7 protein-coding genes and 1 pseudogene are annotated in these 12,686 nt (G+C 47.8%); 7 read left to right on the top strand and 1 reads right to left on the bottom strand.

Annotation, left to right across the window (positions count from 1 at the left end; translation table 11 throughout):
* Positions 1-96: 96 nt before the first annotated feature.
* Positions 97-1,701 (top strand): LuxR C-terminal-related transcriptional regulator, encoded by a 1,605-nt coding sequence (locus VSQ32_13755; GenBank protein ID MEH2943898.1) that lies wholly within the window; start codon positions 97-99, stop codon positions 1,699-1,701.
* 47 nt (positions 1,702-1,748) lie between these two features.
* Positions 1,749-3,866 carry an alkyl sulfatase dimerization domain-containing protein gene (locus VSQ32_13750; protein MEH2943897.1) on the top strand — a complete coding sequence of 706 codons (2,118 nt, stop codon included), beginning with the start codon at positions 1,749-1,751 and terminating at the stop codon, positions 3,864-3,866.
* A gap of 132 nt (positions 3,867-3,998) precedes the next feature.
* Here VSQ32_13750 and VSQ32_13745 read toward each other — a convergent pair whose 3' ends face one another.
* Positions 3,999-5,609 (bottom strand): CTP synthase, encoded by a 1,611-nt coding sequence (locus VSQ32_13745; GenBank protein ID MEH2943896.1) that lies wholly within the window; start codon positions 5,607-5,609, stop codon positions 3,999-4,001.
* 202 nt (positions 5,610-5,811) lie between these two features.
* Here VSQ32_13745 and VSQ32_13740 point away from each other — a divergent pair, with 202 nt between their 5' ends.
* The 5 genes and pseudogenes from VSQ32_13740 (at position 5,812) to hprK (ending at position 12,622) form a co-directional block, all read left to right on the top strand.
* Positions 5,812-6,168: a hypothetical protein gene (locus VSQ32_13740; protein ID MEH2943895.1), complete on the top strand. Its 357-nt coding sequence runs from the start codon at positions 5,812-5,814 to the stop codon at positions 6,166-6,168.
* Positions 6,169-6,230: 62 nt separating this feature from the next.
* Positions 6,231-6,446, top strand: a complete 216-nt coding sequence (locus tag VSQ32_13735; GenBank protein MEH2943894.1) for a winged helix-turn-helix transcriptional regulator — start codon at positions 6,231-6,233, stop codon at positions 6,444-6,446.
* A gap of 176 nt (positions 6,447-6,622) precedes the next feature.
* Positions 6,623-8,494, top strand: a pseudogene (gene ftsH, locus VSQ32_13730) (ATP-dependent zinc metalloprotease FtsH).
* A 1,148-nt stretch (positions 8,495-9,642) separates the two neighbouring features.
* Entirely contained in the window at positions 9,643-11,517 is a 1,875-nt protein-coding gene (gene uvrC, locus VSQ32_13725) for an excinuclease ABC subunit UvrC (GenBank protein MEH2943893.1), read from the top strand.
* Between the two features lie 160 nt (positions 11,518-11,677).
* The gene (gene hprK / locus VSQ32_13720) at positions 11,678-12,622 is read left to right on the top strand and encodes an HPr(Ser) kinase/phosphatase (protein MEH2943892.1); all 945 of its coding nucleotides are present in this window, start codon (positions 11,678-11,680) and stop codon (positions 12,620-12,622) included.
* Positions 12,623-12,686 lie beyond the last annotated feature (64 nt).

The raw sequence follows: 12,686 nt of genomic DNA, 5'->3' as shown, positions 1-12,686 counted from the left end.
CTTTCTGGTGGATGGTTGATTGTTACTCGACATCTCAATTTTACCACAAACCAGTGAGGAGTTGTTTTATTTTGTAACAAAAAGAATCCCGTATTTATGTGGGTTCTGGCGTTTCGCAAACGCCTATATAATTTTGTGCTGAAAGGAGCTGTCCACGCTTACCTTGAGCGAAAGTATGACAGGGAACTGCTCTACAGAATTTATTATAATGCGGGACGGATGTATGAGATATACGGAGACATTCCCAATGCCCTTCAGATGTATGAAAAATGCGGGGATGAGCAGAGTATTCTGCGGCTGCTGGTGGCCAATGCAAGACAGAATCCGGCCACAGGCCATTATTTTGAACTGCGCAGGTATTACCTGATGCTGCCGGAAGAATCTATCGCCACAAGCCCTGTGCTGACAGCGGGTATGAGTATGCTGCAGTCCATACTGATGAATCCGGAGGAAAGCGAACGGTGGTATGAAAAACTGGAAAAGTTTGCCAGGGAACACGAAGGCAGTGCCAGACGGGAGGCGAAAAACAGGCTGCTGTATCTGGATATCGGACTGCCCCACAGGGGGACGGTGCAGATGGTGGATCTTCTGAAACATGCAGGTACCCTGCTGAAAGATGGAAAAGTCATATTGCCGGAGTTTTCCGTAACATCCAATCTGCCTTCCCTGATGAACGGAGGCAAAGACTTCTGTGAATGGAGTAAAAAAGACAGGGAACTGGCGGCCAGCATTGGAAAACTGGTGGAATTTGTTCTTGGAAATTATGGAAAAGGGCTGGTAAGCATAGCTCTGGCAGAGAGCTATTTTGAAAAAGGCCTGGACAGTTATAAGATTGTGTCCCTGGCAGAAAAAGGGCGTATGCAGTCGGAGGCCGGCGGTAAAATGGAGCTGACATTTGTGGCTGTGGGAATTCTTGTGTGGCAGTCGGTACTGAACGGACATGGAGAAGACGCCAGAGATATTCTCGAAGGGTTTGGCTGGAAAGCAGAGCAGGAAGTATCCCGGTTTCGGCCTAATCTGTCTGCATTTCGCTGCCGGATTTGCCTTTATCAGGGCAAAATTTCCCAGGTTCTGGAATGGATGGAGGAAGCGCCCGATGAAAATAAGGACTTCTGCTCCCTGGAGCGGTTCCGTTATCTGACAAAAATACGGTGTTATCTTGAATTTGGAAAATATGACAGGGCATACGGGCTCTTGCAGAGAATGCTTTACTATGCCCGGAAGCAGAAACGGATTTATGTTGATATGGAGTCCTCCCTGCTCCTGGCAATCACCAGATACCGAATGGGAGAGGAGGACTGGAAAACCATTTTGCAGGAATGCATTGCCAGAGCGGAGGAATATCATTTTGTAAGGCTTTTTTCCAGAGAGGGAGGGGTTGTTCTGAAACTGCTTCGGGCCGGGGAATTCCAGTGGAAAGAGGAAAGTTTCCGGAAGCAGGTAATCAGTGAATGCGAACGGATGGAGCGGTATTATCCTGCCTATTTAAAAGAAAAGAGGACCGGAGAGATTGTACTGTCGGAAAACGCCCTGAACATTCTCCGGCTGCAGGCGGAAGGTTACCGGACGGATCAGATTGCGGAACTTCTTGATATCACAGCCAATACCGTAAAATACCATAACAGGGAAACCTACCGCAAGCTCAATGTCAGCAGCAAGGCCGCGGCAGTCAGCGAGGCGAAGAACCGGGGGCTGATTTAAACAGGCAATTGCCTGACTGATTTAAAAGCGAAAAGGAGTAATTTATTATGAAAAAGAATGTTCCTGTAAAAATAATAAGTATCCTGATACTGGCAGTGATGTTAGCCGGCTGTGCAGCGGCAGAATCCGGGCCGGATACGGAACATGCAAAACGGGAAGAGGAAAACAGGGAAGAACAGACAGAAACTGACGCACAGGACACACAGACGGAAGCTGCCGCACAGGATGCGGGCAGCAGCACGGAGGTAAAGGAGCCTACAGAGTATACAAAGCAGGCTAACGAACTGGTATATCAGGTTCTGGATTTTGCAGATGAACAGGAACGTGAGTTTGCAGAGCGGGGGCTGCTGCGGGCGCCGGAAACCCTGGAAATCAGAACAGACAGCGGCTCCGTTGCCTGGAGCCAGGACTGCTATGATTTTGTCAGGGACAGAGAGAAGTCCCCGGACAGCGCCAATCCCAGTCTGTGGCGCAATACGGAATTAAACGGGAAATACGGACTGTTTGAGGTAAAAGAGGGGATTTACCAGGTCAGGGGATACGATGTGGCAAATATTACCTTTGTACGCAGTGACAGCGGCTGGATTGTATTTGACTGCACCACCTCTGTGGAGACAGCCAGGGCTGCCCTGGAACTTCTGGAACAGGAATTTGGAGAGGCTCATATTACTGCCGTAGTGGTGAGCCATGCCCATGTGGACCATTATGGAGGAATCGGAGGAGTGGTGGCCCCGGAAGACCTGGCAGATTCTGCGCTCAGTCTGGAAGAACAGATTGCTTCCGGAAAAACCCTGGTGATTGTTCCCGAAGGGTATGAAAAAGCAGTTATGGAGGAAAATGTATTTGCGGGAAATGCCATGCGCAGAAGAAGCGATTTCCAATATGGAACTTTTCTGGAAAAAGGAGAAAAGGGGAGCCTGTCTGTAGGCATTGGACTGACGCCCTCTTCCGGAACCGGTTCTTATTATTCTCCCACCTTTGAAGTGAAGGAAGAACTGTTTGAGATGACGCTGGACGGGGTGGAACTGGTGTTTCAGCTTACGCCAGGTACGGAATCTCCCGCCGAGATGAATACATATCTGCCTCAGCACAAAGCCCTCTGGATGGCGGAAAACTGTACCGGAACCATGCACAACCTGTATACTCTGCGGGGCGCGGAAGTCCGTGACGGAAATGCCTGGGGCCAGTATATTCTGAAAGCTCTGGAATATTTCGGAGATGAGACAGAGGTGATTTTCCAGTCCCATAACTGGCCCCACTGGGGAAATGACGTAATCAGAGAATATATGATAAATACTGCTTCCGTATATAAATATATTACGGCTCAGACATTGCAGTATATTAATCAGGGCTATACTTCCGCAGAGATTGCGGAGATGATTGAGCTGCCGGAAGACCTGGAAAAAGTATGGTATACCCGTCAGTATTACGGAACCCTGGCCCATAATGCAAAAGCAGTCTGCCAGAAATATATGGGATGGTATGATGCAAATCCGGTACACCTTAATCAGATGCCTCCATCAGAATATGCAAAGAAACTGATGGAATATCTGGGAGATACGGAGCGGGTTCTTGCCATGGCACGGGAAGATTTTGAAAAAGGAGAATACCAGTGGGTGGCAGAGATTACAAATGCTGTGGTTTATGACCAGCCGGAGAACCAGGAGGCCCGGAATCTCTGTGCGGACGCTCTGGAGCAGCTTGGGTATCAGGCAGAGTCCGGCGCATGGCGGAATGCTTATCTGACAGGAGCTTATGAGCTTCGTCACGGCACAGAAAACTATCCTGAAAAAAGTGTGGGAAAAACAGGGCCCGCAGCTCTCGGAATGAGTACGGAGACCATGCTTGACTATCTTGGAATCAGCATGGACGCAAAAGAAATGGAAGATTTGAATCTGGTCATCAATCTGGAGATTACAGACGAAGGAGAACAATATCTGCTTCGTATCAACCACGGTGTATTTCTTCATTCTCAGGAGGGCTGGAGTGAAAATCCCGATGGGGTAATAAAAATGAAAAAAGCCGGAATTCTTGGAATTGCAAACAATGACAGGCAGATGATGGAAGAGGCCATAGAGTCTGTCAGCGGGAAGGAAGATATTGTGTCGGTGCTGACAGGAAATATCGCAGACTTCCCAACATATTTCAATATTGTGGAGCCATAGATGAAATAAAATAATTATGCGCACTCGTGCAAAAGGTATTAGTTGCTTCGCAACTGCACTCGGCGCGTCAAAGTGTGCAATCCCCTCAATCTTGAGGGGATTGCACACTTTGTTCAGCATACAGTCCGGGAGTTAAGGCTGCTGTTTCATTTTAATGGCAGCTTCCACAAAGCCTTTAAACAGCGGATGGGGCCGGTTGGGCCTTGATTTTAATTCCGGATGAGCCTGTGTGGCAATATACCAGGGATGATCCGGGATTTCCACCATTTCCACAATCCGTCCGTCCGGGGAAAGGCCGCAGAGCTTCATGCCGTGCTCCGTAAGGACAGAGCGGTAATCGTTGTTTACTTCATAACGGTGACGGTGACGCTCGTGGATGGTTTCCGTTCCATAGACCTGATATGCTCTGGAGGACTTGTCCAGAACGCAGGGACAGGAACCCAGCCGCAGTGTCCCGCCGATATCTTCTACGCCGTTCTGGTCAGGCATCAGTGCGATGACGGGATGAGTGGTGTTGGGGTCCAGCTCAATACTGTGAGCGTCCCGGAATCCGCAGATATGGCGGGCAAATTCCACAATGGCAAGCTGCATACCCAGGCAGAGTCCCAGGAACGGGACCTTATGCTCCCTTGCGTACCGACATGCCAGTATTTTACCGTCAATGCCCCGGTCGCCGAATCCGCCGGGAACCAGAATCCCCTGCACGTCTCCAAGAATCTGAGCTACATTCTCTTCATTCAGCAGTTCCGAATCCACCCATTTGATATTGACGGTGGCCCGCTCCGCGATTCCGCCGTGTTTCAGAGCTTCCACAACGGAAATGTAGGCGTCGTGGAGGGAAATGTATTTTCCCACAAGGGCAATTTCCACCTCTTTGTTGGGATTGCGCAGGGAGTCCACCATATCTATCCAGTCGCTTAAATCCGGCTCCGGACAGTCCAGATGGAGACATTCGCAGGCTACCTGGGCCAGATTCTCTTTTTCCATGGCCAGAGGAGCTTCATACAGGTACTCCACATCCAGATTCTGAAGCACATGGCTGTCAGGTACGTTGCAGAATAATGCAATTTTATCTTTGATGGCCTGGTCCAGAGGATGTTCCGAACGGCACACAATAATATCAGGCTGGATTCCCATACCCTGCAGTTCCTTGACACTGGCCTGGGTGGGTTTTGTCTTCATTTCTCCGGAAGCGGTGATATAGGGAATCAGGGTAACATGGATTAAGATAGCGTTCTCATGTCCCACTTCGTGCTGGAACTGGCGGATGGATTCCAGAAAGGGCTGACTTTCCATATCACCCACGGTACCGCCTACCTCGATAATGGCAATATGGGTTTCTTCCGTGGTAAAATTCCGGTAAAACCGGCTCTTGATTTCATTGGTAATATGGGGGATTACCTGGACAGTGCCTCCGCCGTAGTCGCCCCGGCGTTCCTTCTGGAGCACGGACCAGTAGACCTTGCCCGTGGTTACGTTGGAATTTTTGCCTAAATTTTCATCAATAAAACGCTCGTAATGGCCCAAATCCAAATCTGTTTCCGCACCGTCGTCGGTGACAAAGACCTCTCCGTGCTGAATGGGGTTCATGGTGCCGGGGTCGATGTTGATGTAAGGGTCAAATTTCTGCATGGTGACTTTGTATCCGCGGGCTTTCAGCAGCCGGCCCAGGGACGCGGCGGTAATTCCCTTGCCGAGACCGGATACAACTCCACCGGTGACAAAGACGTATTTTACGGGCATAGACAGATCCTCCTTTATATGTGAACATTAATAAACTCTGATTATAACTAATATATTATACAACCTGCGGAGAAAGAAAGCCAGAACTTTTATAAAAATAAAAAAGATTTGGAAAGAAAAATCCTGTATTGAAAAATAAGTATTCTTATGTTACGATGAAACTCAAAAAATAAGTACATAAAGAACTTGAAAAGGAAAAAATATGGAGTTTTCCGATGAAATAAAAGAATTTTTGGATATGCAGAAGAAAGAAAATGGAGAATCAACTGCAAATATATATAGGAGCAAAATATATGCTTTTTACGAATTTGTCTCTTTAGAACTTAGAGAAAAGAATGTTACCTGTATTTGTTTCCTGAATGTAATGGATAAGGATACCTTATTACGGAGTGTAGAATATTATGTGAAGGCAGGTAACCTTAAAAGCAGAGCTGCTGTAGATATTTACTTTTCTGTAATAGGGAACTTTTATAAGTTTCTTTCAAAAAAATATGGAAAAACAAATGATTATTTTCAGGATAGCATAAAAACCGGGAATTTAAAGACGCATTTCATATAAACTTATTCCGTTTTTCGGATAAAACCAGAATTGGAAAAAGTACGGATAAAACGCAAAAAGGTATGGAAAAAGTACGGAAAAGTACGGATAAATCAAATGACAATTATAAAAAGATTATTCAGTATATAGAGGAAAGAGGGGCAATAACGAATAAAGAGGTTCAGGAGTTGCTGAATGTAAAAGATTCCCGTGCATTAAAAATCTTAAAAGAACTGGTAGAGGCAGGGGTATTGAAAAAAGAGGGAAAATTGAAGGGAAGTTATTATAAATTGAAGTAATTTGTTAGAAGTTTTGTCCTTTTGTTGACACACTCTGGCCTGTGTGCGGTTCTTTTTATAAAAACTTTAGAAATGCGGGGAAAAGTTTAGGAGAATTGTATTGATTTTCAAGGAAAATGCACATATAATAAAGAGGTGTCGCGAAACAGACGGTTGCGATACGCAGGAGGAAATAAATGGAGAACAAAGGAAATAACAATAACAAAGGTGGAAATAATAATGGCGGCAATAAAAACGGAATGACGATTATGGTCTTTATTCTGGCTGCTTTGCTGGTGCTTTTTCTGACCAGCCTTCTGAACAGCTGTGCCAAAGATGCCACCAACAAAGAAGTCACGTATTCGGAATTTATAGATATGGTGGAGCAGGATAAGGTAGAGTCGGTGACATTTACCTCCAACCGGATTAATATTACGCCCAAAGAGGAGAACAGATTATACCGGATAACTTATTACACAGCGGAATTAAATGATGAGACGCTGCTGCCGCTGCTGAAAGAGCATGACGTTAAATTCAGCGGAACTGTGGAAGATGTATCCACAGCCATTATGTGGAATATGGTAAGTTATATTCTGCCTCTGGTGCTGGTGTGGATTCTGCTTTATTTTCTGATTTTCCGCAAAATGGGAGGCGGCGGAATGATGGGGGTCGGGAAGACCACCGCAAAAGTTTATGTGGAGAAGTCCACAGGCGTTACATTCAAGGATGTGGCGGGACAGGACGAGGCCAAGGAATCCCTGCAGGAAGTGGTGGATTTCCTGCATAATCCCAGAAAATATACGGATATCGGAGCAAAGCTGCCCAAGGGAGCATTGCTGGTGGGCCCTCCGGGAACCGGTAAGACCCTCCTTGCCAAGGCAGTGGCCGGAGAGGCGAAAGTGCCTTTCTTTTCACTGGCAGGTTCTGATTTTGTGGAAATGTTTGTGGGCGTGGGTGCCTCCCGTGTCCGTGATTTGTTTAAAGAAGCTCAGAAACAGGCGCCCTGTATCATTTTTATTGATGAAATTGACGCTATCGGCAAGAGCCGGGATACCCGATACGGCGGCAATGATGAACGGGAACAGACCCTGAATCAGCTTCTGGCGGAGATGGACGGTTTTGATACTTCCAAAGGCCTTCTGATTCTGGCAGCAACCAACCGTCCGGAAGTACTGGACAAGGCTCTGCTGCGTCCGGGGCGTTTTGACCGCAGAATTATTGTGGACAAACCGGATTTGAAAGGAAGGGTGGAGACCCTGAAAGTCCATGCCAAAAATGTGCTTCTGGATGATTCCGTGGATTTGGATGCTATTGCACTGGCAACGTCCGGGGCAGTGGGCTCAGATTTGGCCAATATGATTAATGAAGCGGCCATCAATGCGGTAAAACAGGGCAGAAAATATGTAAATCAGGGAGATTTGTTTGAATCGGTAGAAGTGGTCATTGCAGGTAAAGAGAAAAAAGACCGGATAATGGGACCGAAAGAAAAGAAAATGGTTGCCTGTCATGAAGTGGGCCATGCGCTGGTGACTGCTTTGCAGAAAGATGCGGAACCGGTGCAGAAGATTACCATCGTGCCGAGAACCATGGGAGCACTGGGCTATACCATGCAGGTGCCGGAAGAAGAGAAATTCCTGATGACCAAAAATGAACTGGTGGCCCGTCTTGTCACCTATATGGGCGGCCGGGCAGCGGAGGAAATTGTATTTGATTCCGTTACCACAGGAGCTTCCAACGATATTGAACAGGCCACCAAGATTGCAAGGTCCATGGTGACCCAGTATGGCATGTCAGAACGGTTTGGCCTTATGGGACTGGTCACTGTGGAAAACCAGTACCTGGATGGAAGGGCAAGTCTGAACTGCGGAGAGGAAACAGCAGCCCAGATTGACCAGGAGGTTATGAAGATTCTGAAAGACAGCTATGACGAGGCGACCCGTCTGCTTCAGGAGAACCGGAACATTCTGGATGAGATTGCTCAGTACCTTTATGAACATGAGACAATTACCGGAAAAGAATTTATGAAGATTTTCCGTGAACTGAAGGGAATTCCGGAGCCGGAGGAAAAAACGGAAGCGGAAAAGGCCGCAGAAGGATTTAAAGCCGAAGAAACTCGTAAATGGGAATTTGCGAAACCGGAAGAAAAAGCTGTGTCCGGACATGAGCAGCAGGTCCCGGAAACAGCGGAGCAGATTTCTGCAAAACCGGAACCGGAAGAAGAATCAGTTCCGGAGGAAGAGCCAGTTCCGGAAACGCCGGAGCCGGAGGAAGAACCAGTTCCGGATAAGTCAGAGTCGGAGAAAGAGCCAGTTCCGGATACGTCTGTTCCGGAGGAAAAATCAGTTCCGGAAACGCCGGAGCCGGAGGAAGAATCAGTTCCGGATAAGTCAGAGTCGGAGAAAGAGCCAGTTCCGGATACGCCGGAGCCGGAAGAAGCATCTGTGAAGGAATCATCAGAACCGGAGCCGGAAGTTCTGGAACCGGAACAGCCGGAAGCTGTGGAGGCATATCTGGAAGTCAATACGCTGGAAGAAGAACCGATTCTGGAAGTGAATACCTTAAGTCCGGCGGAACTGCTGGAAGCCAGGATTCTGGAAGGCGGAGAAGAACTGAATCAGGATGATATGCCGGAGGATGCGGAGGCATATCTGGAGGTCAATACGCTGGAAGGAGGGAAAATCCCGCAGGAACTGACAGAACCTTCAAAAGGAGAGGAAGTTCTGCAGGAGACGTCAGAATCTCCGGAAGAAGAAATACAGATTATTCCTGTAATGGTAAATGGCCCTCAGGAGGAGAAACCGGAAGAAAAGCTCCTGTTGAATATGGAAGTTCCTGAGAATTCAGCCATTGTCTCTCTGCGGAAAAAGCGTATGGAGAAAAAGGCTGCAGAGGAAGAAACAGCTTCCCGGCAGGAAGACAGTGTGTCTGCTCTGGAAGAAGCTGTGAAAAAAGCCTTTTCAGCAGAGCCGGAGACTCCGGAAGAATGGGGATTTTTTCCGGTGAAAAAGGGTATTTCCGGGAAAGAAAAGGAAATTTCCCATACGCCGGATAAGGAAGGCGAGCCGGAAGAGGTGCAGGAAGAAGAACTTTCTGAAGCGCCGGAGAGAAATCCGGAGGCGGAACCTTTAGAAGCGCCGGAGGAAGACATGGAAGCAGAACAGGCTGATTCCGGAAATGGAGAAGATTATCTGGATAAACTCTTAAAAGGAATAAAATAATGTTTGATATTCAGGAAGAACTGAAAAAACTCCCTCAAAAGCCGGGAGTGTACATTATGCACGATGCGAAGGATACGATTATTTACATTGGAAAGGCAGTCAGCCTGCGGAATCGGGTGCGCCAGTATTTCCGTCCCAGCCATAATGAGGGACTGAAAAAGGAGCAGATGGTGAGACAGATTGAGCGGTTTGAATACATCATCACCGATTCCGAGCTGGAAGCGCTGATTCTGGAATGCAATCTTATCAAGGAGCATCGGCCCAAATATAATACCATGCTGAGGGATGATAAAACATACCCTTATATCAGAGTGACGCTGGGAGAGGATTTTCCCAGAGTCCTCTTTTCACGTCAGATGAAAAAAGACAAATCCCGGTATTTCGGGCCTTATACCAGCGCGGGCGCGGTAAAGGACACCATAGAACTGATTCAGAAGATATATTCTCTGCGGACCTGCAGCCGGTCTCTGCCCAAGGACATCGGAAAAGAGAGGCCCTGTCTGAATTATCATATCCACCAGTGTATGGCTCCCTGTCAGGGGAATGTGAGCAAAGAAGAATACCGGGAGCAGATTCGCCGGGTGATAGAATTTCTCAATGGAAATTACCAGCCGGTACTGAAAGAGCTGGAAGAAAAAATGCAGGCGGCCTCTGAAAATATGAATTTTGAAAAAGCCATTGAGTACCGGGAGCTTTTAAAAGCAGTAAAACAGATTGCCCAGAAACAGAAGATTACCAGTTCGGACGGAGAGGACAGGGATATTATCGCCATGGCCTCGGACGGAGAGGACGCGGTGGTTCAGGTATTTTTTGTGCGGGACGGTAAGCTGATTGGCAGGGACCATTTCCATGTGAATGTGGGAAGCGAGGATACCAGGCCCCAGGTGATGGCCACATTTCTGAAACAGTTCTATGCCGGAACACCTTTTATACCCAGAGAGCTGATGCTTCAGGAGGAAATAGAAGAATCCGAAGTGATAGAGGAGTGGCTGAGTCAGAAACGGGGACAGAAAGTTTACGTCCGGGTTCCCAAAAAGGGCACCAGAGAGAAGCTGGTGGAGCTGGCGGCTCAGAACGCTTCCATGGTATTATCCCAGGATAAGGAGAAAATCCGGCGGGAAGAAGGAAGAACCATCGGCGCTCTGAGGGAAATCGGAAAACTGCTGGAGTTAGAAGAACTGAAGCGGGTGGAAGCATTTGACATTTCCAATATCAACGGATTCGAAACCGTGGGCTCCATGGTGGTTTATGAAAAGGGGAAGCCCAAACGCAGCGATTACCGGAAATTCAAACTGCGTACCGTAACAGGGCCCGATGATTACGGTTCCATGTATGAAGTGCTTACAAGACGGTTTTCCCATGGAATGAAAGAACAGAAAGAAATGAAAGAGCGGGCGCTGGAACATGAATACGGCAGCTTTACCCGGTTTCCCGATTTGATTATGATGGACGGAGGAAAAGGGCAGGTGAATGTGGCTCTTAAGGTGCTGGGGGAGCTTGGACTGCATATTCCCGTATGCGGTATGGTAAAAGATGATAATCACCGCACCCGCGGGTTATACTATCAGAATAAAGAGATTCCCATTGACAGGCACGGCGAAGGATTTAAGCTGATTACCAGAATCCAGGATGAAGCTCACCGGTTTGCCATTGAATATCACCGGTCCCTGAGAAGCAAAGAGCAGGTGCATTCTGTGCTGGATGACATTCCGGGAATTGGGGCGGCCAGAAGAAAGGCCCTGATGAAGGCATTCCTTTCACTGGATGCCATACGGGAAGCAGATGTGGAGACGCTGGCGGAACTTCCTTCCATGAATCAGCAGGCGGCACAGGCGGTTTATGATTTTTTTCATTCTACAGGAAAAACTCTGTAGAATGAAAAACCAGAATGCGCAGTTGTTACTGTTTACTTCACCCGCTAAAGTAGCCAGGTCAGTTGAAGGAGAGCATCATCTGTGATAAAATATGCGTACGGAGTTCTGTCTGTAACAGGAAAAGATTTACTGCCGGAAGAACCGGAGAAAAGGAGATATGATGAACGGTGTAAGCGTGAAAAAAATAGTGGAAAAGATGAATCTGAAGGTACTGAATCCGGAAGTGGATATTAAGAAGCGCAAGGTGACAACCGCCGAAGTAAACCGTCCGGCATTGCAGTTAGCAGGATATTTTGATTATTTTGAAAAGAGCAGAGTGGAGATCGTGGGCATGGTGGAGCACACCTATATGCAGAAACTGGACCGGGAAGAAAAACTGGATTTATATCGGAAATTCTTTTCTCACAACGTACCCTGCGTCATTTTCAGCCGGAATCTGGAGCCGGACGGAGACCTTCTGCAGATTGCAACGGAGCATGATACTCCGGTGCTTTCCACAGATTACGGTACTTCTGCATTTATGGCAGAGCTGATTTATTATCTGGGAGAAGCGCTGGCGCCCTGTATTTCCATTCACGGCGTGCTGGTGGACGTATACGGAGAAGGACTGCTGATTATGGGAGAGAGCGGAATAGGTAAAAGCGAGGCCGCCCTGGAACTGATTCGCAGAGGCCATCGTCTGGTCAGCGACGATGTGGTGGAAATCCGCAAGATTAACAAGCATACGCTGGTGGGAACGGCGCCGGATATTACCAGATATTTTATTGAGCTGCGGGGCGTGGGCATTATTGATGTGAAGACTCTGTTTGGCGTGGAATGTGTGAAAGAGAAACAGAATATAGATTTGGTAATCAAACTGGAAGACTGGAAGAAAGAAAACGAATATGACCGTCTGGGACTGGAGGAGGAATATACGGAATTTCTCGGCAATAAGGTGGTATGCCACTCTCTGCCTATCCGCCCCGGACGTAATCTGGCTGTCATCTGCGAGTCTGCGGCGGTAAACCACAGACAGAAAAAGATGGGCTACAATGCGGCGAAAGAACTGTACCGCCGGGTACAGGAAAACCTGCAGAAGTCAGAAGATGAGGAAGAAGAGGACTGATGCGGCACAACCGGCTGCCGGAGAGCGAGGCAGGCGAAGGCTGATTCAGAGTAACTGCCCGTGA

The sequence above is a fragment of the Lachnospiraceae bacterium JLR.KK002 genome (assembly GCA_036941025.1).
Classification (GTDB): domain Bacteria; phylum Bacillota; class Clostridia; order Lachnospirales; family Lachnospiraceae; genus Petralouisia.
This window is presented reverse-complemented; position numbering and strand designations above follow the sequence as displayed.